We start from the raw sequence: 20,434 nt of genomic DNA on the forward strand, positions 1-20,434 counted from the left end.
TTTATGGTCACTAAAGATAACGCCGGGAAGATCCTTTCCCGTATTGATAATATACCACTCTACCTTCATGCTTATGCCTATCATTTGAATATGCGGCTTGAACGTATTTTACCTAATGATTTACTGACCATTGCAGATAGTCTGCATTTAAAGGGGGTGAAAATACACGTTCTTGATGGTGAGCGTTATTCGCTGAGCAATATGAATGATGCCCAGTTAGCCGGGTTTGCTGACAAAGCGAAAGCGTTGCAGCTGGATATTCACATCGAAACCAGCGCCTCCGATAAACAGACCATCGATCAGGCCGCGACTATCGCTTTAAAAACAGGAGCGACTTCCGTTCGTTTTTATCCGCGTTATGAAGGCCATTTACATGACGTAATGGAAAAAATTTCAGCAGATATTCAATACATTAAAAAGGCTTATAGCCATACCGGCCTGACCTTCACCCTTGAGCAACATGAAGATCTCAAAAGCGCTGAACTGGTGAATTTAATTAAACAAAGCGAGATGCCATCGCTATCGCTCCTTTTTGACTTCGCCAATATGATCAACGCTAATGAGCGACCGCTTGAGGCGTTAGCGTTGATGTCACCTTACATTACGCAGGTTCATATCAAAGACGCTTGTATTATTACTGAGAACGGTGGGCTTGGGCATCGGGCCTGTAATTCAGGCCAGGGCGATATGCCGTTTAAGGCGCTGCTGACGGAATTAATTTGTCTTGGTGATGATCATCCGCAGGTCATGGCATACGGTCTGGAAGAAGAAGTGGATTACTATGCCCCCCCGTTCCGTTTTGCCTCGGAGGGGGACAACCCGTGGATCCCCTGGCGACAAATGAGCGAAACCCCACTGCCAGACGCCGATCAGCTTGAAGCGCGACTGCTAAAAGAAAAAGAGGATGCGATAGCGCAGCTCCATTATGTCAAAGAGACGTTGCAGAGAATAAAAGACGAAGCGCTTACGGCGCTGGCACACTAAATTTACTAATAATTCGTTATGCCGGGACATCATTTTTAATAAATGATGATGGTCTGTTATTTTCCTTAAACCAAATGATGTTCAATCATTAGGGGAACTTATGCTCACAAAAAAGAAATGGGCTATATTCAGTTTATTAACCCTGTGCGGTGGCACCATTTATAAACTGCCTTCTCTGAAAGATGCTTTTTATATTCCGATGCAGGACTATTTCCATCTGACTAATGGCCAGATAGGCAATGCCATGTCGGTGAACTCCGTGGTGACCACGATTGGTTTTTTCCTGTCAATTTACTTTGCCGATAAACTGCCTCGCCGCTACACCATGTCGCTATCGCTGATTGCGACAGGCTTGTTGGGGATCTATCTGACGACTATGCCAGGCTACTGGGGAATTCTCTTTGTTTGGGCTCTCTTTGGCGTTACCTGCGACATGATGAACTGGCCGGTGCTATTAAAGTCGGTAAGCCGGTTGGGCAACAGCGAACAGCAGGGGCGTTTGTTTGGTTTCTTTGAGACCGGGCGGGGGATTGTCGACACGATTATTGCTTTCTCTGCCCTGGCTATTTTCACCTGGTTTGGCAGCGGTTTGCTGGGGTTTAAAGCCGGGATCTGGTTCTACGCTCTGATCGTGATTGTTGTCGGGATCATGCTGTTTTTTATGCTGAAAGAAAAGGATGAGGATGCGCCTGAGAAAGCTACCGTCGACAGCGCCACAGAGAAAAGTAGCATCTCTTCGGTCTTAAAAGATAAAACCATCTGGCTTATCGCGTTCAACGTCTTCTTTGTTTATGCGGTTTACTGTGGGCTCACTTTCTTTATTCCCTTCCTGAAAAATATCTACCTGTTGCCGGTGGCGCTGGTGGGCGCCTACGGCATCATTAACCAGTATTGTTTGAAAATGGTGGGTGGGCCGATTGGCGGCCTGATAGCCGATAAAATCCTCAAGTCGCCAAGCAAATATCTCTTCTATACCTTTTGTGCCAGCACCGTAGCCCTGGTGGCGTTAATATTGCTGCCCCACGAAAGCATGCCAGTCTACCTCGGCATGATCTGCACCCTGGGATTTGGCGCAATTGTGTTTACCCAGCGAGCGGTCTTCTTTGCCCCGATCGGTGAAGCCAACATCGCGGAGAACCGGACCGGCGCCGCCATGGCGCTGGGGAGTTTCATTGGCTACGCACCGGCCATGTTCTGCTACAGCCTGTATGGCTACATTCTCGATCTCAACCCTGGTCTGACAGGCTACAAGATAGTCTTTGGCATCATGGCGTGCTTTGCGCTCTGTGGCGCGTTCGTTTCGGTCATGCTGGTTAAACGCATTCGCGGTGGCAGGAAAACGCTGCGCGCTGCGACAGAATAACCGCCAGCCTGATTCTGCTTATTCAAAGCCGCATTATGCGGCTTTGTTCGCGAGTGGCTTGTTGTTTCAGGTTTATGCATAGTCAAACCTCATCTTTCCCGCTAAAGTTAATTTTCCACGGCGCGGAAGGAGACGAAAATGCTCTATATCTTTGATTTAGGTAATGTGATTGTCGACATTGACTTCAACCGGGTATTGGGGGCCTGGAGCGATTTAACCCGCATCCCGCTGGCGACGCTGAAGCAGCATTTCACCATGGGAGAGGCTTTCCATCAGCATGAGCGCGGCGAGCTCAGCGATGAAGATTTTGCCGCCGCCATGTGCCATGAAATGAATATGTCCCTCAGCTATGAGCAGTTTGCTCACGGCTGGCTGGCGGTGTTTGTCGCGCTGCGTCCGGAAGTGATTGCGATCATGCAAAAACTGCGTGCCCAGGGCCATCGCGTGGTGGTGCTCTCCAATACCAATCGTCTTCACACCACGTTCTGGCCGGATGAATACCCGGAAGTGCGCGCTGCCGCCGATCGCATCTATCTGTCACAGGAGATGGGAATGCGTAAGCCTGAAGCGCAAATTTATCAGCGAGTACTGGAAGAAGAGGGCTTTTCCGCCGCAGATACGGTCTTTTTTGATGATAACGTCGATAATATAGCAGGGGCTAACCGGTTGGGGATCACCAGCATTCTGGTGACCGGGAAGAAGACCATCCCTGACTATTTCGCGAAACAGCTATGCTAAGAACCGTTCATCAAAAATTACTCCACCATACCCGGCCGCTGCTGGCGTGGCTAAAGCTGCTGTGGCGGCGTATTGATGAAGACCATATGACGACCCTGGCGGGGAACCTCGCCTATGTGTCATTACTGTCCCTGGTGCCGCTGATTGCCGTCGTGTTCGCGCTATTTGCGGCCTTCCCCATGTTCTCCGAAGTCAGCGTGCAGATCCGCCATTTTATCTTCGCCAATTTCATTCCGGCGACCGGGGATGTGATCCAGGGATATATCGAGCAGTTCGTCGCCAATTCCAGCCGCATGACCGCCGTAGGCGCCTTTGGCCTGATCGTCACCTCGCTGCTGCTGATGTACTCGATCGACAGCGCGCTAAACACCATCTGGCGCAGCACGCGCAGTCGCCCCAAAGTTTACTCCTTTGCCGTTTACTGGATGATCCTGACCCTTGGTCCGCTGCTGGCGGGCGCCAGCCTGGCGATCAGTTCCTATCTGCTGTCGCTGCGCTGGGCAAGCGACCTGGACGGCGTAATTGATAATCTGCTCCGCCTTTTCCCGCTGATCCTCTCCTGGGCGGCATTCTGGCTGCTCTACAGTATTGTACCCACCACCCAGGTACGTAACCGCGACGCGGTGATCGGGGCGCTGGTGGCGGCGCTGCTGTTTGAGGCAGGTAAAAAAGCGTTTGCCCTCTATATCACCACCTTTCCGTCCTATCAGCTCATTTATGGCGTGATTTCGGTGGTGCCGATTTTGTTCGTCTGGGTGTACTGGACCTGGTGTATCGTCTTGCTTGGCGCTGAAATTACTGTCACTCTCGGTGAATACCGCAAACTTAAAACAGAAGAAACAGAACAACCATGATTGCATTAATTCAACGCGTATCCCGTGCAAGCGTTACCGTGGCGGACGAGGTGACGGGCGAAATTGGCCCGGGGCTTCTGGTGCTGCTGGGGGTCGAAAAAGACGATGATGAACAAAAAGCGAATCGCCTCTGCGAGCGCGTGCTGGGCTACCGCATCTTCAGCGATGCGGAGGGGAAAATGAACCTGAACGTTCAGCAGGCGGGCGGCAGCGTGCTGGTGGTTTCGCAATTTACGCTGGCGGCGGATACCGAGCGGGGAATGCGGCCAAGCTTCTCGAAAGGCGCCGCTCCTGACCGTGCTGAGGCGCTGTATGAGTATTTCGTCGCCCGCTGTCGCCAGCAGGAAATGAACACCCAGACCGGAAGATTCGCTGCGGATATGCAGGTTTCTTTGGTCAATGATGGTCCCGTGACCTTTTGGTTGCAAGTATGACCCAGCTTCCGGGCAGGCTGCGGGTAACAAAAGAGAGTACGACTATGTATCACCTTCGTGTACCGCAAACAGCAGAAGAGTTAGAGAGCTACTATCAGTTCCGCTGGGAAATGCTGCGTAAGCCGCTGCATCAGCCTAAGGGTTCGGAACGTGACGCCTGGGATGCGATGGCGCATCATCAGATGGTGGTGGATGAAGAGGGCAACCTGGTGGCTGTCGGCCGGCTATATATCAATGCAGAGAATGAAGCCTCCATTCGCTTTATGGCCGTTCATCCCTCGGTGCAGGATAAAGGGCTGGGTACGCTGATGGCGATGACCCTGGAGTCCGTCGCGCGTCAGGAAGGGGTTAAGCGGGTCACCTGTAGCGCTCGCGAAGATGCGGTGGAGTTTTTCGCCAAGCTCGGCTTTATCAATCAGGGGGAGATCACCACCCCGACCACCACGCCGATCCGTCATTTCCTGATGATTAAGCCGGTCGCATCGCTGGACGACATTCTCCACCGTGGCGACTGGTGCGCGCAGCTACAGCAGGCGTGGTATCAGCATATCCCGCTGAGTGAAAAAATGGGCGTGCGCATTCAGCAGTACACCGGGCAGAAATTTATTACCACCATGCCGGAAGCGGGAAATCAGAATCCGCACCACACGCTGTTTGCCGGCAGTTTGTTCTCGCTCGCCACCTTAACCGGATGGGGGCTTATCTGGCTGATGCTGCGCGAGCGGCACCTGGGGGGCACCATCATTCTGGCGGATGCGCATATCCGCTACAGTCAGCCCATTAGCGGCCGCCCCAGCGCCATCGCCGATCTCGGTTCGCTGAGCGGCGATCTCGACCGTCTGGCGCGTGGGCGTAAAGCCCGCGTGCAAATGCAGGTGGAGCTTTTTGGCGACGATAAACAGGGCGCCGTTTTCGAGGGGATCTACATCGTGCTGCCGGCGAAGCCCTTTGGCTCTTACGAAGAGGGCGGCAACGAGGAAGAGTAAGCCGCGGGCGGTTATCGTCCTGGCGATGCTAAGCGCCAGGCGATATCCCGCATGGCATCTCGCGCGGCGCGGCTGATCCCACCCAGCTGAAAGAAGCCGTGGATCACCCCCAGATAGCGCTGACAGGAACTCTCCACCCCTTGCGCCATCAGCCTTCGATGCAGCGCTTCGCCCTCGTCGCGTAAAGGATCGAACTCCGCCGTCAGAATATGCACCGGCGGCAGACCGTGAAAATCGTCGCGCCAGAGTGGACTGGCATCCGGATGGTTCGCTGGCGTCGAGGCGAGGTACATTTCATAGCCGCTCAACAACGTGTCCCGGGTAATCACATAGTCAGCGCCGTTGCTGACGTAGCTCGCCATGCTGGCGGTGGGGTCGAGCATGGGATAAATCAGAATCAGTTGCGCGGGTTGCCACGCCGCATTCGCTTTCAGGCGCAGGGCCGTTACCAGAGCGAGGTGCCCGCCGGCGCTGTCGCCAGCCAGTGAAATGCGTGAGGCGTCAACGCCAAGCTGCTCCGCGTGCCGGTGGATGATCATGACACCTTGTTCTGCGTCATCGTGCGCCGCCGGAAAGGTATGCTCCGGCGCCAGGCGGTACTGCACGGCGATCACCCGGCAACCGCTGAACCAGGCTAGCTGGCGGAGCTGATTGTCGTGGGTGGCAAAGCCGCCGCTGACAAAACAGCCGCCGTGATAATACACAATGGTGGGTAGTAAGCCGTTGCTTTTTGGCGGCGAGACGACGCGCAAGGTCATGCCATCGAGCGCGATGTCTTCAACCTGCACCCGCGTTTCTGTTTCCCCTGCGAGAACGGCGCTGGCGAGATAGCCGTTTCTCCGGTCATCAATACTCTGTTCTCGCGATGATGGCCGCCCCGCAGCAATAAACTCCTCAACCAGCGAAGCAATCCCTTTTTCCAACGTCATGGCAAGTCCCTTTTACTGGGTTAATATCCAGTGTTATAGCCTGGTTATTGCGAAAAAGATATACCGAATAAAGCCGCGATCGCATTGTGGAAAGCGGCTCGCAGAAGCGTATTTCTCAGCAAAGATCTGCTTTTTCTTCGTTTTTATCAGGTGTAATTTGCTCGTTATCCGGTGCGCCGTAATACCTTGTCCTTCTGAACAGCACCCTAAAAGTTGAACAATATCTGGAGAAGCAGAAACGGGCTAAGGAGAGCATTTCCGGCGTGTTCACACCGTATGAATGATAACGAGCGACCTGAGTCGCCCGTTATAGGAGCGCAGAACTTATTCCCCTTCGCCGGGGAACATGAACGGGTTAATTGAGCTTCTGGCGAAGCCTTCCTGCTCCATGCGGGCGTCAAGCACCAGGGATGCCAAATCGTCGGCGACGGCTTCGACTTTCGGATCCTTCTCCTGATACATAATCTTCAGGTAAGTTCCGCAGTCGCCACAGCTTTCGGCTTTCACCGCAGCCTGCTCGTTGTCCAGCGACCAGTAGTGCAGATCGCGGCTCTGTTCGCAGTTGCTACATTTGACGCGTACCACGTGCCACTCGGTTTCGCACAGATTGCAGTGCAGATAGCGCAGCCCCTGGGTGGTGCCGATCTGCACGATGCTGGAGACCGGCATCGAGCCGCACACCGGGCAGAACTGGCGCTGTTCGCCGTATTCAGCGCGCGCTTTCCCCGGAATCAGGCTGGCCATCTGCGCCCAGTAGAGCGACAGCGCGGCCCAGATGAACGGCGCTTTATCGCTGCTGACCGAGGCGAAGTCGGAAGCAAACAGCGCGCTGGCCATCTGCTCCAGCTCCTGCTCAGAGGCTTTTTCCAGATTTTCAATGACCGCCAGCGCTGGGCCGCTCATCTCCGGCTTCAGCTCGGCAATCAGCGAGTGCAGCAGCTTGTGCCAGTGTTTGTCGCGCGGCAGGACGTGGATATCCAGCGGCGGCTTGCCCTGTTCGCTGGCCGCTTTAATACGGGCGGTGAGATCCATCTGCAGCGGATGGTCGTACAGCACCACTTCCTGGGCATGGGCGATCAGCGCGGCAAAGCGCAGGTAATCGCCCAGCGGGTTATTGGCGGCCAGCTCGCGCAGACGTTCAGCGCGGCGGTTATACAGATTTTTCAGCCTGGGGAACAGTAGCGGCGGAATTGCTTCCGCCGTGCGTTTCTCGCTCGAACCCAGCTCGTCTTGCGGGATTATGCGAATACTCATTCAGATGACTTTTCCTGTTTCTGGCGGACCTCTCGGTACCAGCGCGGGTGATGTTTCTTCGCCCACGTACTGGTGACCCAGCCTTCCACCATCGCGGTAATGGTGCCTTTCACCCAGAGGGCGGCGTAGATATGCACCATGATAACCACAATTAACGCCACTGCGGCAAATGAATGCAGCATCAGCGCAAATCGGATCACCGGGATTGAGAAAGCCGGCGCAAAATACGGACGCCAGATGATCACACCGCTCACCAGCAGCAGTACCAGGAAGATAATCGCCGCCCAGAATACGCATTTCTGGCCGAAATTATAGCGTCCGGTATCGCCCACCTCCTCGTTGACGACGATCTTACGAATATTCTTCGCCCAAAAGATATCATCCCGATTGATTAGGTTGTGGTGCCAGTAACGGAAAAACATGATGATGAACGACGCGAACATCACCACCCCGACGAACGGGTGGAGAATTCGCGCCAGCTGCGGCGTGCCGAGGATATGCATCAGCCAGTTAAAGGACGGGAAGAAAAAGCCTAACCCGCTTACCGCCGCCAGGATGAAGCAGAAGGCGGTGACCCAGTGGTTGATGCGTTCCGGCGCCGTGTAGCGCACGATGGTGTCACGTCTTTTCATTTGCGCACCTCGTCTTTCTCTTCATGCAGGTTGTCCTCTTCCTCTTCCGCGCGGTTCGGACCGACGCCGACGTAGTGGAAGATACTGGCTGCGAAGGTCGCGGCGAAGCCGACGGCCGCCAGCGGTTTCCAGATGCCTTTCCAGAACTTGACGGTCTGGCTGATCTCCGGGTTTTCCGGCAGGCCGTGGTACAGATTCGGCTTATCGGCATGGTGCAGCACGTACATGACGTGGGTACCGCCGACGCCGGCCGGATCGTACAGGCCCGCATTGTCGTAACCGCGGGTTTTCAGTTCAGCTACGCGCTCGCCGGCCAGCGTTTTCATATCCTCTTTGGAGCCAAAGTGGATGGCGCCGGTCGGGCAGGTTTTCACGCAGGCCGGTTCCTGGCCGACGGTGACGCGGTCTACGCACAGGGTACATTTGTAGACGCGGTTGTCTTCCGGGTTCAGACGCGGTACATCGAACGGACAGCCGGCGATACAGTAACCGCAGCCGATGCACTGCTCGGACTGGAAATCGACGATGCCGTTGGCGTACTGAATGATCGCGCCTTCTGACGGGCAGGCCTTCAGGCAGCCCGGATCGGCGCAATGCATGCAGCCATCCTTGCGGATGAGCCATTCAAGCTTGTCGTTTTGCTCCACTTCCGAGAAGCGCATCACCGTCCATGACTTGGCGGTCAGGTCCGCCGGGTTGTCATACACCCCAACGTTGTGACCGACTTCATCACGAATATCGTTCCATTCGGAGCAGGCCACCTGACAGGCTTTGCAGCCGATACAGGTGGTGACGTCGATAAGCTTCGCCACCTCCTGCTGGTGGTCCCGCGCCTGAGGCGCGGGGGTGAAACCGTTAGTCGCGGAACGACGAATAATATCTTGCGATTGATAAGCCATAAGTCGTCTCCGTTACACCTTTTCCACGTTCACGAGGAAAGCTTTGAACTCCGGCGTCTGCGTATTCGCATCACCGACGAACGGCGTCAGGGTATTGGCAATAAAGCCTTTTTTCGCCACGCCCTCATAGCCCCAGTGAATAGGAATGCCGATGGTATCGATATCCTTACCGTCAACTTTTAGCGTGCGAATACGTTTGGTCACCACCGCCTTGGCCTTAATGTAGCCGCGGTTGGAGGAGACCTTGACGGTATCGCCATGGCTGATGCCGAGTTTATTCGCCAGTTTTTCACCGATCTCCACAAACTGCTCCGGCTGCGCGATGGCGTTAAGCAGCGCGTGCTTGGTCCAGTAGTGGAAGTGCTCAGTCAGGCGATAAGTGGTGCCGACGTACGGGAATTTCTCCGCTTTGCCCATCTGCTCGAGATCGCCTTTGAAGACGCGAGCGGCCGGGTTAGAGACCACGTTCGGGTGCAGCGGGTTAGTCCCGAGCGGCGTTTCAAACGGCTCGTAGTGTTCCGGGAACGGTCCTTCCGCCATCTTATCGATAGCGAACAGACGGCCCATCCCTTCCGGCTGCATGATAAACGGACCGACGTCGCTGCCAGGCGCAGCGGCGCTGTAGTCCGGAATATCCACGCCGCCCCATTTCGCGCCGTCCCACTTCAGCAACTGACGCTTCGGATCCCACGGTTTACCCTGCGGGTCCGCGGAGGCGCGGTTATACAGGATGCGGCGGTTGAGCGGCCATGCCCATGCCCAGCCCAGCGTATTGCCGAGGCCTGACGGATCGGCGTTATCCCGGCGCGCCATCTGGTTACCTTCCGGCGTCCAGCTTCCGGCGAAGATCCAGCAGCCGCTGGAAGTCGTGCCGTCGTCGCGTAGCTGTGCGAAGGAGCTCAGCTGCTGGCCTTTCTTGACGATCACCGCGCCGGTCGCCGGGTCGGTAATATCCGCCAGCGCTTTACCGTTGCTCTCCATCGCCACTTCTTCTGACGCCGGCTCGTGTGGCGTGGAGTAGTTCCACGTCATGTTGAGCACTGGCTCTGGCGCCGGGCCACCCTCTTCGGCATACATCTTACGCAGGCGCGTAAAGATACCGGCGAGGATTTCACCATCGGTGACAGCGATCCCCGGGGCGTCCGCGCCTTTCCAGTGCCACTGCAACCAGCGGCCGGAGTTGACGATAGACCCATTCTCTTCGGCGAAGCAGGTAGACGGCAGACGGAACACTTCGGTCTGGATTTTCGACGGGTCAACATCGTTCGACTCACCGTGGTTTTGCCAGAAGGTGGACGTTTCGGTATTGAGCGGGTCGATGGTCACGAGGAACTTCAGCTTCGACAGGGAAGCGACGACCTTGTTTTTGTTCGGGAACGAGGCGACCGGGTTAAAGCCCTGGCAAATATAGCCATTCACTTTGCCCTGATTCATCATCTCGAAGTACTGCAGAACGTCGTAGCTCTTATCCCACTTCGGCAGCCAGTCAAAGCCCCAGCTGTTTTCTGCTGTCGCTTTATCGCCGAAAAAGGCTTTCATCATGGAGACGAAGAACTTCGGATAGTTGCCCCAGTAGTTGACCTGGTCTTTCAGCAGCGGCTTCGGCGTGTTAGCCGTCAGGTAGGTCTGCAGGTCGGCCTGTTTTTCGTTCGGCAGCGACATGTAGCCTGGCAGGCTGGTGGAGAGCAGGCCGAGGTCGGTCAGACCCTGGATATTGGAGTGGCCGCGCAGGGCGTTGACGCCGCCGCCCGCCATCCCCATGTTGCCCAGCAGCAGCTGGATCATCGCCATGGTGCGGATGTTCTGCGCGCCGATGGAGTGCTGGGTCCAGCCGAGAGCGTACAGGAACGACGCGGTCTTATCCGGCGCGCTGGTTTCAGCAATGTATTCACAGACTTTGAGGAAGTCGGCCTTCGGCGTACCACAGATGTTTTCGACCACATCCGGGGTATAACGGGAAACGTGCTGCTTCAGCAGGTTCCAGACGCAGCGCGGATGCTGCAGCGTAGTATCGCGTTTGGCGAAGCCGTTTTCGTCCAGCTCATAGTTCCAGCTGGTTTTGTCGTACTGGCGTTTTTCTGCGTTATAGCCGCTGAACAGCCCGTCGTCGAAGCTGTAGTCCTCACGCACGATCAGGCTGGCGTTGGTGTAGGCTTCGGTGTATTCGCGGTTGAATTTTTCGTTATTCAGCAGATACAGGATCACGCCCGACAGGAAGGTAATGTCGGTACCGGAACGAATCGGGGTATAGAAATCAGCCACCGACGCTGTACGCGTGAAGCGCGGATCGATAACGATGAGTTTGGCACCGTTATGGATTTTGGCTTCCATCGCCCAGCGGAATCCCACCGGATGCGCTTCAGCGGCGTTACCGCCCATCACCACGATCAGGTTGGCGTTCTTAATATCCACCCAGTGGTTGGTCATCGCACCGCGACCAAATGTTGGAGCAAGACTTGCTACCGTTGGTCCGTGTCAGACACGCGCCTGGTTATCCACCGCCAGCATCCCGAGGGCGCGGGTGAATTTTTGCGTTAAATAGCCGGTTTCGTTACTGGAGGCGGAGGCGCACAGCATCCCGGTGGTCAACCAGCGGTTGACGGTGGTGCCAGCGTCGTTTTGCGCGATAAAGTTGGCGTCGCGGTCCTCTTTCATCAGCTTGGCGATGCGATCGAACGCTTCGTCCCAGCTGATTTGCTGCCATTTATCGGAGCCTGGCGCGCGATATTCCGGGAATTTCAGGCGGCTTTCAGAATGGATAAAGTCCACCAGACCAGCCCCTTTCGGACAGAGCGCACCACGGTTGACCGGATGATCCGGATCGCCTTCGATATGGAAAATGGATGCTTTGGCGTTTTTCGCGCCGTCGCCGAGGCTATACATCAACAGCCCACAGCCGACAGAACAGTATGTGCAGGTGTTACGGGTTTCGCGCGTGCGCAGCAATTTGTACTGCCGTGTCTCCGCGAGCGCAGTCGCCGGGGCAAAGCCCAGCGCTGCTGCCGTGGTTCCCGCCATACCGCCAGCGCAGATCTTAAAGAACTGCCTTCTGCTGACCTGCATGGTTCGCTCCTTGTTTCGACATTGTCACATGTAGTTATTTGCTTTGCGGTGAGAGCCGCAAAGGTTCAGAATTAGGGCATATTTCCCTCATTCCTGAAGGGATAAAAACAGAATACCACATTGTGTGTATGCCTGTTCCAATACGGTTAAAGCAAAGTGAACAAGAAGCCTCTCGAACAAATCGAAAATGTGACGAATGTCACAGGATATCGCCAGGTCTCCCTCTGGAAGCGCGAGGATCTGCAACATCCTCAGCCAGATGAGTTAGCGGAAGAGGTACCGGTCGCGCTGGTCTACAACGGTATCTCCCACGTGGTGATGATGGCCACGCCGAAAGACCTGGAGCAGTTCGCCGTCGGCTTCTCCTTATCCGAAGGGATTATTGAGCATCGGCGGGAGATTTTCGGCATGGACGTGGTGTCGGTATGCAACGGCCTTGAGGTGCAGATTGAACTCTCCAGCCGGCGTTTTATGGGGCTCAAAGCCCGGCGTCGCGCGCTGGCCGGGCGCACCGGCTGCGGGGTCTGCGGCGTCGAGCAGCTCAATGATATTGGTAAGCCGGTTCAACCGCTGCCGTTCACTCAGACGTTCGATATCGCCAATCTCGACCAGGCCCTGGCGCATCTTAACGACTTTCAACCGGTCGGCCGACTCACCGGCTGTACCCACGCGGCCGCCTGGGTCCGGTCGACGGGCGAACTGGCGGGCGGTTTTGAAGACGTCGGCCGGCATGTGGCGCTGGATAAACTGCTGGGCCGGCGGGCGGAAATCGGCGAGGGCTGGCAGCAGGGCGCCGCGCTGGTCTCCAGCCGCGCCAGCTATGAAATGGTGCAGAAAGCCGCGATGTGCGGGGTCGAGATCCTGTTCGCGGTATCAGCAGCCACCACCTTAGCGGTGGAGGTCGCCGAGCGCTGCAACCTGACGCTGGTGGGCTTTTGCAAGCCGGGCAGGGCGACGATCTACACCCACCCGCAGCGTTTGATCGCGGGTTAAAAGTTAATCAGTAAATTTGAATAATGACAGCAAATCCTTCCGCTTTTTGTTTGGTGATGTGCGGGCTACTATTTAACACATCAAGGCACAACGCCTTATCTAAACAACTAAATGAAAGGGTTTATATCATGAAAAGCATCAAAACTTTTGTCGCAGTAATCGCTATGGCCGCCTCTTTTGCTTCCTTCGCCGCTGAAACCGTCACCGCTACCGCTGCAACGATGGACGGCGCGGAAGCGAAAATCGCCGCACAGGCCCAGGCAGCAGGCGCGTCGTCTTACAAAATTACCGAAGCGTTTACCGGCAACCGCGTGCATATGACTGCCGAACTGAACAAATAAGCGTAACGCTACTGTCGAAAGAGCGCCTCAGGGCGCTTTTTTTCGTTTCCGTTTCGGCAAAAAACAGTCACTATTCCCCACCGCCGCGAAAAAAATGTGGCAGTACTCACGTTTCCGTTCTTTTCTTAACTCCCCATTATTACCGCCAATGAAACATCTTCATTGTTGAATATCTCGATATTTTAACGCTATGAAATATAAAGATATTAAAAAGGAAAAGCGATGAAGAACACGCTTCGCATGTGCGATCTTTGTCACAAAAATAAACCCGCCGTTGCGACTGTCAACTATTCATGTACGTAATTTAATACGCATTATGTGATCTCCATTGCAAATACAAGTGTTGCAGTCAGGGAAAAATGTCGTCAGGCAAATGAGCGAGGAGGCGTCATGAAAATTGGCATCGTTATTAGCGGCGGGGATGTTTCGGGAATGAATAATTTTATATTCCAGATTGCCAGGCAGGCTGATGCCGACATCACGCTGTTTAATGGCGGTATTCCTGGCCTGCTGGAGAAAAATCATCAGGATATCGCGTGGCGCGATCTGGTTGATTTCTCCATTACCGCGGTGCCGATCATTACCTCCGGACGAACCAGTCGCAAACTACAGCGCAGCGAATATGAAATGATTGCTAAAAAACTGAAATCGCTGCGTATTGACGTGCTTATTATGGCCGGGGGGGACGGCAGCCTGCAGTTTCTCAATACCCTAAGTGAATTTGATATTAATTGCTTTGGCGTGGGAATGACTATCGATAATGACGTGTATGGCAGTGATTATACGATTGGTTTTTCCACGGCCTGCGAGCAGATTATTAAAGAAGTCTCCCGTTTAAGAAATACCGGAAGAGCGCTGCCGGGGCGGGTTTTTATGGTTGAGATATTAGGAGGTTATTGTGGAGAATTAACGTTACAGTCCGCCATTAAATGCAATGCGGATATTGCCCTGATCCCGGAGGCGCAGATGCCGCTGGCCATGCTTGCGGAGCGGATTACCCGGAAGCTGAGCACGCAGAACAGCGTCGTTATCCTCTGCTCAGAAGGCTACACCAAAGAATACTCTCCCGGCTTTCAGGGAGCGATTGATACCATGATCAAACAGCTGGAACCGCAAATCGGCGTCCGAATCCGTAAAACGATTGTCGGTTATGGCCTACGCAGCGGTGACCCGACCTGTGAAGAGATTTATCAGGGCACCATTATGGCCAGTGAAGTGGTTCGCTGTATTCAGTCAGGTATGAAAAATAAAGCCATAATAATTAATTCCAGTAACAAACCTATTCCGATTGATTTAGTCAGTATGAAAAAACGTCTGGTCGATACTGAAGGACATCATTATAAACTTGCCAAGCAACTCAATATTATTTGAGGAGACCCTCCATGCTGAAAATTTTATGCGTATGTGGCTGCGGCCTCGGTTCAAGCTTTGCCATTGAAATGACGGCGAAGGCAGTTTTAAAAAAGCTGGAAATTCCCGCTCATATTGAACACACCACCGTATCCGAAGCCGGAGCCTTTAAATCGGATATGATTTTGACGCAAAAAACCTTTGCCGACATCTTAACCGCCGATGCTACTGAAGAGGAAATTAAACGCGTCGTGGTGCTCAATAAGCTTACGGATAAAGAGGAAATTGAAACCAAGATCGTCGCATTCTTAAAAGAACGTCATCTGAAGGTGGCTGATTATGAATAGCTTCGTGGCGTTTATCGTTAAGGATTTACTTGGCCAGGCATCCATTCTTATTGCTTTTATTGCCATGCTTGGCCTGATCCTGCAAAAGAAATCGCCGGGCAAAACCGCGGAAGGGACGTTTAAAACGCTGCTTGGCTTCTTAATTATGATGGCGGGGATCAACATCATTGTCGCCACGCTAACCTTTCTGAACGATATCTTCACCCAGGGATTTGGCATGAAAGGCTATATTACCGATGTGGCCGCCATCGCCGGGTTAGCGAATCGGGAATTAGGTTCGGAAGTGGCGCTGACGCTGCTGGTGATCTTTGCCGTCAATATTATTATCGCCCGTCTGACGCCGCTTAAATATATTTTCCTGACCGGCCAGGCGCTGCTGTGGATGGCGACGATCGGCGCCGTGATTGGCTATAAGTCCGGGCTCACTGGCGTACCGCTGATTTTAACCGGGGGCATCTTCGGCGGCGTGATGGCGGTGTTAATGCCGGCCCTGGCGCAGCCGGTGGTCAGGCGCATTACCGGATCTGACGACGTGGCCCTGGGGCACTTCTGTACCATTGGTTATCTGGTGCAGGCCGCCGTCGCAAAGGTCGTCGGCAAAGGCTCCCGCTCCACGGAAGATCTCGAGCTGCCTGATAACTTTAAGTTTCTGCAGGATACCTATCTGGCCATGGCGGTGGTGATGGTGCCGATGTATCTCATCCCGGCTATCGCGGCGGGCCCCCAGTACATCGCGCAGTTCTCCGGCGGGATTAACTACCTGATGTATGCCTTTATGCAGTCCATTCAGTTTGTCGCCGGGGTCTTTGTCCTCTATAGCGGCGTGCGTTTATTGCTCAATGAGCTGGTGCCGGCCTTTCGCGGTATCGCGATGCGTATTGTCCCGGATGCGAAGCCGGCTCTTGATTGCCCGGTACTGTTTCCTTATGCGCCGAATGCGGTGATTGTCGGATTTCTGGCGACGACCGTCGGCTCGATTATCGGCATGCTGGTTTTCCCGATGTTCGGTCTGGCGATGATCCTCCCCGGGCTGTTAACCAACTTTTTCGCCGGCGGCACGGCAGGGGTTTTTGGCAACGCGCTGGGCGGACGCCGCGGGGCGATGATCGGCGGGGTTATTCACGGCCTGTTTATCACGTTTCTGCCGGCCATTCTGGTGCCCATGCTGGAGAGCTATGGCTTTACGGGCGTCACCTTCAGCGACTCTGACGTCATCAGCTCGGGTCTGGTATTAGGCCACGCCTTCCAGAATAACTGGCTCTTTGTCGCCTTATTTATTGTGTTTGTCGCCGCACTGGCATGGTTTGTCAACGGGAAATCCGCTAAGCCGAAAGGGGAAAATGTTCATGAGTCTGTATAATTTCAATGAGATTTTAAAAATTGCCCAAGCGAGAAATTTTAAAGCGATTGGCTCGTTTAACTTGCACTGTATTGAGATGCTGCCGGCGTTTTTCAAAGCCGCGCAAAACAGCAACAGCCCGTTAATGATCCAAATTTCAACCGGGACCGCGGAGTACCTCGGCTATCGTTTGCTGGTCGACGCCGTGCGTTCATTAGCGGACAGTGAAAATATTCCAGCCTGTCTGCATCTTGACCACTGCTCAGATATTAAGGCCATCGAGACGGCAATGAACGCGGGCTTTTCGTCGGTGATGTACGACGGCTCACATTTAAGCCTTGAGGAAAATATCGGTAATACGCGAATAGTGGTGGAGATGGCCCGCCCGCGCAATATTACGGTAGAAGGCGAACTGGGGGCGATCGGTGGGTCAGAGGATGGAAAAGCGGTGGCGGCGGAAGATATCTGTTTTACCACCGTCGAAGACGCGAAACGCTTTGTGGAGGAGACCCAGGTCGATATGCTGGCCGTCTCGGTGGGCACTGTGCATGGCCTCTACACCGGTAAAGCGCAGATACAGCACCAGCGGCTGAAACAGATTAGCGCGGCGACCGGCGTGCCGCTGGTGCTGCACGGCGGTACCGGCGTCAGCGATGAGGATATGCGGCTGGCCGTCACCGAAGGGATTAATAAAGTGAACGTCGGGACGGAAATGAACGTGCAGTGGGTTGACCGCTGTAAAACGACGTTTGAGAAAGGGAAAGTGAATGACAGCGTACGGAAATTCTTAATTCCCGCCAACCAGGCTGTCACTGAAGTCTTAATGGAAAAAATGGCGTTATTTAAATAACGTTTTCTCCGTCACTCTCTATTTCGTTGCCCTGTCTTCCGCCAGGGAGGGAACTTGCTATGTTTGAATCATTGAAAACGTTGTGGAAAAAAGAGCAAACCCCGCTGCAGGATTATGATCAACAGTCCCGTCAGTTGGCGGAGGAGATTGCCAGGCTGGAAGGCGAACTACAGCGCCAGCCTGGCAATAGCGAGGTGCAAAAAACATTGATGCTGACTTACAACCGGGCGCTATCCATATATGCCAAAAGCACCACCCACCGGCAGAATATTGATACGCTGTTTCTGCAGATTGATAATTTACGCAATATTATTCGCCGCAATATTTAGGAATACAGAATGACCATAAAAGAACTGCTTATTGAGGCCGATGCCATTCAGGTTGGCGTTGTGGAGTCCGACTGGCAGCGGGTAATAAAGCTGGCTGCCCGCCCGCTGGAGGCAAAAGGCTTTATTTCGACGGAATATAGCCAGGCGGTGATCGACAATACCCTGAACCATGGCGCCTATTACGTCTTCGATGAAGGTATTGCTATCCCCCATGCCCGACCCGAGTGCGGCGTCAGACGCAACTGCTTTAGCCTGGTGCTGCTGGAAAAGCCGATTCCTTTTGCGGACAGTGAAAAAGCCGACATTGTCATTATGTTTGGCGCCCGGGATAGCAATGCGCATATCGAGGAGGGGATCCGCTCCATCGTCGCGCTGCTGGATAACAATGACACGATGGCCAAACTGCGGATGGCCCGCAGCCGGGAGGAGGTTGTCGCGTTACTATGAACAGACATCTGACCCCAGTCTGCAAAACGGCTATTTTAATCAACGGCATTCCGGCCTCGGGGAAGAGTACCATCACCCGTTTGCTGGCGGAGACCTTCAGCCTGCCGGTATTGACGATCGACGGCATCAAAGAGCCGTTTATGGCGCGTCTGGCTCCGGTCGACCGGCCAATGAATCGCCAGCTGGGCTGTGCGGCGTATGAGGTGATCTGGTCGATTGTCGGCGCGTCGCCTGCCAGTATGGTCTGGTTGATCGACGCCTGGTTCGGCTTTCAGCCGCGGGAGACCTTGCAAAAATTGCTGCGGCAGGCGGGCGTGGAGCAGGTGATTGAGATCTGGAACCATATCTCCCCCGAGCTGGCGGTCGCGCGCTATGCCTCGCGGCTGGCGACGCGGCCGCCGGGCCACCCCGGCGAAGAGTATCTGCCGGAGCTGGCCCAGCTGGCCGGGCGCGCGCAGCCCATGTCTTTAGGGCCCCTTTTGACGATAGACCAGCAGCGCCCGCTGGAGATAACGGCGGTTATTCACTGGCTTGAAGGTACAATTAGCGGACAACGTACCGGTTTGGCGAATTACGCCTACCCGTCCTAGGACATACCCGCCAGCCGCAGCAGCGCCGTCACCACCGCCGCGGCGATAATCACGCCGATCAGCGGCACCTTGCGCCAGGCGAGAAATACAGCGACAGCCACGCCCAGAACGCGCGCTATGCCGGCGAAATGCGCGCCTTCATAGAAAGTGGTGGCCAGGGCGACGGAAAAAAGCAGCACCGTCGCCGCATCGGAAAGCAGCGCCTGCGAGCGCTCGGAAAATGCCAGCCGATTACCAAGCTTCGCGCCGCCAAGACGCATCAGATAGGTTCCCAGCGACAGGATGGCGATACCGGCGATAAACAGCGTCATATTGCCCATTATTTTTTCCTCGACAGTAAACCAAACAACGAGAGCAGCACCGGCAGCCCGGTAGGCGCAAACGGCACGGCAGCAAGCGCCAGCGCGGCGCCGCTGACGGCGCGGATCAGCGTGGTACGGTTTTTAAAGGCCGGGATCACCAGCGCCAGCAGGATTGCCGGGAAGACCGCGTCAAGCCCGATGGTTTCCGGCGCCGGCAGCAGTTTGCCGACGGCGGCGCCGGTGAGCGTACCCAAAGGCCAGATCAGCGCTACGCCGGCGCCGCACAGCCAGTAGGCCGCTTTGCGCTGCGCGGGGGTGGGCTGCGACAAGCCAAAGACCACGCTCTCGTCGTTCATAATGTGGCACCCGATAAAGCTTAAGGCGCGCCGACCAACCAGTTCGCGCACGGTCACCCCGAAAGGGATATGGCGCGCGTTGACTAACAGGCCGGCGGCGGCGGCGGCCAGCGGGCTACCGCCGCTGGCGACAATACCGATAAACATAAATTCAGAGGCGCCCGCCAGCACGGACACCGAAAGTACGAGCGGCACCCATAAGGGGAAGCCGTAAGCCACCGCCAGCGACCCATAGGACATGCCTACCACCCCGACGGCGAGGCAAACTAAAACAATCGCTTTTATCGTGTCTCCGCTGAGACTGGAGAGAGTTTGTTTCATATCACTTAGCCATATCGAACGAATTTCCATTATAATGAACACATAATGATCGTTTTTCAAGGCGAACAAATCGTTCGATATAAAAAACAAGGGGCGGGTATGACACAGCCAATCAGCGTTATCGCCAAAAGTCTGGTGCGGGAGCGGGCGCGGACCGGGCTTTCGCTGGCGGAAGTCGCGCGTCGGGCGGGTATCGCAAAATCCACGCTATCGCAACTGGAGTCCGGCAACGGTAATCCGAGTCTGGAAACGCTGTGGTCGCTCTGCGTAGCGCTGGATATTCCATTTGCCAGGCTGCTTGAGCCGCAGGTGAACAAAACGCAGGTGATCCGCCGCGGCGAGGGGACAAAAGTGGTGGCGGAGCAGGCGAACTATCAGGCTATTTTGCTGGCCGCCTGTCCACCCGGCGCGCGTCGGGACATCTATTTGCTGCTCACCCAGCCCGGCGCCGACCGCATTTCGCATCCGCATCCGCCAGGCTCGGTGGAACATATTATCGTGACCCAGGGGCGGGCGCGGGTAGGGCTGACGTCGGCGCCGGAAGAGCTCGGCGAGGGCGACTATATCTGCTATCCGGCGGATCAGGAGCATGTGTTTCAGGCCCTGGAGCCGGATACGCAGGCCCTGCTGATCGCTGAGCAAAACTGACATCGCACCGGCGGGCGTCGCGCTCTCGCTGGACGCCATAGCCGTATTGCGGGACACTAGCCGCATTCTTCCGCGAAGACAGGCA

The 20,434-nt window shown here is 55.1% G+C and carries 23 protein-coding genes; 16 read left to right on the top strand and 7 right to left on the bottom strand.

Annotated features, from left to right (window positions below; genetic code table 11):
- The first annotated feature begins 3 nt into the window (after nucleotides 1-3).
- The 6 genes from ACLEXF_RS23250 to fabY all read left to right on the top strand — a co-directional run bounded on the left by ACLEXF_RS23250 (nucleotide 4) and on the right by fabY (nucleotide 5,359).
- Complete coding sequence (locus ACLEXF_RS23250) at nucleotides 4-984, top strand: sugar phosphate isomerase/epimerase family protein (protein ID WP_017899840.1); 981 nt, start codon at nucleotides 4-6, stop codon at nucleotides 982-984.
- Between the two features lie 100 nt (nucleotides 985-1,084).
- A complete protein-coding gene (locus ACLEXF_RS23255) occupies nucleotides 1,085-2,347 on the top strand; it encodes an MFS transporter (RefSeq protein ID WP_048293950.1) in 1,263 nt (420 codons plus the stop codon).
- A 138-nt stretch (nucleotides 2,348-2,485) separates the two neighbouring features.
- Complete coding sequence (gene yihX, locus ACLEXF_RS23260) at nucleotides 2,486-3,085, top strand: glucose-1-phosphatase (protein ID WP_155009523.1); 600 nt, start codon at nucleotides 2,486-2,488, stop codon at nucleotides 3,083-3,085.
- Nucleotides 3,079-3,939, top strand: coding sequence for a virulence factor BrkB family protein (locus ACLEXF_RS23265; protein ID WP_004203625.1), 861 nt, complete (start codon nucleotides 3,079-3,081; stop codon nucleotides 3,937-3,939). The genes yihX and ACLEXF_RS23265 overlap by 7 nt, the downstream gene beginning before the upstream one ends.
- Nucleotides 3,936-4,373, top strand: a complete 438-nt coding sequence (dtd, locus tag ACLEXF_RS23270; protein ID WP_004203627.1) for a D-aminoacyl-tRNA deacylase — start codon at nucleotides 3,936-3,938, stop codon at nucleotides 4,371-4,373. Before ACLEXF_RS23265 ends, dtd begins: the two co-directional genes overlap by 4 nt.
- Before the next feature lie 44 nt (nucleotides 4,374-4,417).
- Entirely contained in the window at nucleotides 4,418-5,359 is a 942-nt protein-coding gene (fabY, locus tag ACLEXF_RS23275; protein WP_025999202.1) for a fatty acid biosynthesis protein FabY, read from the top strand.
- A gap of 11 nt (nucleotides 5,360-5,370) precedes the next feature.
- On the opposite strand, the gene ACLEXF_RS23280 is transcribed toward fabY, so the two are convergent.
- The 5 genes from ACLEXF_RS23280 to fdnG all read right to left on the bottom strand — a co-directional run bounded on the left by ACLEXF_RS23280 (nucleotide 5,371) and on the right by fdnG (nucleotide 12,136).
- Nucleotides 5,371-6,288, bottom strand: coding sequence for an alpha/beta hydrolase (locus ACLEXF_RS23280; protein WP_155009524.1), 918 nt, complete (start codon nucleotides 6,286-6,288; stop codon nucleotides 5,371-5,373).
- Between the two features lie 324 nt (nucleotides 6,289-6,612).
- On the bottom strand, nucleotides 6,613-7,542 hold the full coding sequence (gene fdhE, locus ACLEXF_RS23285; RefSeq protein WP_004203631.1) for a formate dehydrogenase accessory protein FdhE: 930 nt from the start codon (nucleotides 7,540-7,542) through the stop codon (nucleotides 6,613-6,615).
- Nucleotides 7,539-8,174: a formate dehydrogenase cytochrome b556 subunit gene (gene fdoI, locus ACLEXF_RS23290; RefSeq protein ID WP_004203632.1), complete on the bottom strand. Its 636-nt coding sequence runs from the start codon at nucleotides 8,172-8,174 to the stop codon at nucleotides 7,539-7,541. Before fdoI ends, fdhE begins: the two co-directional genes overlap by 4 nt.
- Nucleotides 8,171-9,073 carry a formate dehydrogenase subunit beta gene (gene fdxH, locus ACLEXF_RS23295; RefSeq protein WP_002882822.1) on the bottom strand — a complete coding sequence of 301 codons (903 nt, stop codon included), beginning with the start codon at nucleotides 9,071-9,073 and terminating at the stop codon, nucleotides 8,171-8,173. Before fdxH ends, fdoI begins: the two co-directional genes overlap by 4 nt.
- A gap of 12 nt (nucleotides 9,074-9,085) precedes the next feature.
- A complete protein-coding gene (fdnG, locus tag ACLEXF_RS23300; protein ID WP_085956538.1) occupies nucleotides 9,086-12,136 on the bottom strand; it encodes a formate dehydrogenase-N subunit alpha in 3,051 nt (1,016 codons plus the stop codon).
- Nucleotides 12,137-12,292: 156 nt separating this feature from the next.
- Here fdnG and fdhD point away from each other — a divergent pair, with 156 nt between their 5' ends.
- The 9 genes from fdhD (at nucleotide 12,293) to ACLEXF_RS23345 (ending at nucleotide 18,722) form a co-directional block, all read left to right on the top strand.
- Nucleotides 12,293-13,129 (top strand): formate dehydrogenase accessory sulfurtransferase FdhD, encoded by an 837-nt coding sequence (gene fdhD / locus ACLEXF_RS23305; RefSeq protein ID WP_017899836.1) that lies wholly within the window; start codon nucleotides 12,293-12,295, stop codon nucleotides 13,127-13,129.
- Nucleotides 13,130-13,257: 128 nt separating this feature from the next.
- On the top strand, nucleotides 13,258-13,470 hold the full coding sequence (locus ACLEXF_RS23310) for a YdgH/BhsA/McbA-like domain containing protein (protein ID WP_004203637.1): 213 nt from the start codon (nucleotides 13,258-13,260) through the stop codon (nucleotides 13,468-13,470).
- A gap of 390 nt (nucleotides 13,471-13,860) precedes the next feature.
- The gene (locus ACLEXF_RS23315; protein ID WP_004203638.1) at nucleotides 13,861-14,841 is read left to right on the top strand and encodes a 6-phosphofructokinase; all 981 of its coding nucleotides are present in this window, start codon (nucleotides 13,861-13,863) and stop codon (nucleotides 14,839-14,841) included.
- 11 nt (nucleotides 14,842-14,852) lie between these two features.
- Entirely contained in the window at nucleotides 14,853-15,167 is a 315-nt protein-coding gene (locus ACLEXF_RS23320; RefSeq protein WP_004203640.1) for a PTS sugar transporter subunit IIB, read from the top strand.
- Nucleotides 15,160-16,527 (top strand): PTS sugar transporter subunit IIC, encoded by a 1,368-nt coding sequence (locus ACLEXF_RS23325; RefSeq protein WP_004203642.1) that lies wholly within the window; start codon nucleotides 15,160-15,162, stop codon nucleotides 16,525-16,527. The genes ACLEXF_RS23320 and ACLEXF_RS23325 overlap by 8 nt, the downstream gene beginning before the upstream one ends.
- Nucleotides 16,514-17,356, top strand: coding sequence for a class II fructose-bisphosphate aldolase (locus ACLEXF_RS23330; protein ID WP_049115286.1), 843 nt, complete (start codon nucleotides 16,514-16,516; stop codon nucleotides 17,354-17,356). Before ACLEXF_RS23325 ends, ACLEXF_RS23330 begins: the two co-directional genes overlap by 14 nt.
- 59 nt (nucleotides 17,357-17,415) lie before the next feature.
- Nucleotides 17,416-17,685, top strand: coding sequence for a hypothetical protein (locus tag ACLEXF_RS23335; RefSeq protein WP_064183871.1), 270 nt, complete (start codon nucleotides 17,416-17,418; stop codon nucleotides 17,683-17,685).
- A gap of 9 nt (nucleotides 17,686-17,694) precedes the next feature.
- Nucleotides 17,695-18,132, top strand: a complete 438-nt coding sequence (locus ACLEXF_RS23340; RefSeq protein ID WP_004203645.1) for a PTS sugar transporter subunit IIA — start codon at nucleotides 17,695-17,697, stop codon at nucleotides 18,130-18,132.
- Nucleotides 18,129-18,722, top strand: coding sequence for an AAA family ATPase (locus ACLEXF_RS23345; protein WP_004203646.1), 594 nt, complete (start codon nucleotides 18,129-18,131; stop codon nucleotides 18,720-18,722). The genes ACLEXF_RS23340 and ACLEXF_RS23345 overlap by 4 nt, the downstream gene beginning before the upstream one ends.
- On the opposite strand, the gene ACLEXF_RS23350 is transcribed toward ACLEXF_RS23345, so the two are convergent.
- Entirely contained in the window at nucleotides 18,719-19,042 is a 324-nt protein-coding gene (locus tag ACLEXF_RS23350; RefSeq protein ID WP_043521891.1) for an AzlD domain-containing protein, read from the bottom strand. The genes ACLEXF_RS23345 and ACLEXF_RS23350 overlap by 4 nt on opposite strands.
- The gene (locus ACLEXF_RS23355) at nucleotides 19,042-19,701 is read right to left on the bottom strand and encodes an AzlC family ABC transporter permease (protein WP_032431168.1); all 660 of its coding nucleotides are present in this window, start codon (nucleotides 19,699-19,701) and stop codon (nucleotides 19,042-19,044) included. Before ACLEXF_RS23355 ends, ACLEXF_RS23350 begins: the two co-directional genes overlap by 1 nt.
- Nucleotides 19,702-19,800: 99 nt before the next feature.
- On the opposite strand from ACLEXF_RS23355, the gene ACLEXF_RS23360 reads away from it, so the two are divergent.
- Nucleotides 19,801-20,349: a helix-turn-helix domain-containing protein gene (locus ACLEXF_RS23360; protein WP_002882865.1), complete on the top strand. Its 549-nt coding sequence runs from the start codon at nucleotides 19,801-19,803 to the stop codon at nucleotides 20,347-20,349.
- The last annotated feature ends 85 nt before the right edge of the window (nucleotides 20,350-20,434 follow it).

Source organism: Klebsiella pneumoniae complex sp. WS1778 (genome assembly GCF_049472055.1).
GTDB lineage: Bacteria > Pseudomonadota > Gammaproteobacteria > Enterobacterales > Enterobacteriaceae > Klebsiella > Klebsiella quasipneumoniae.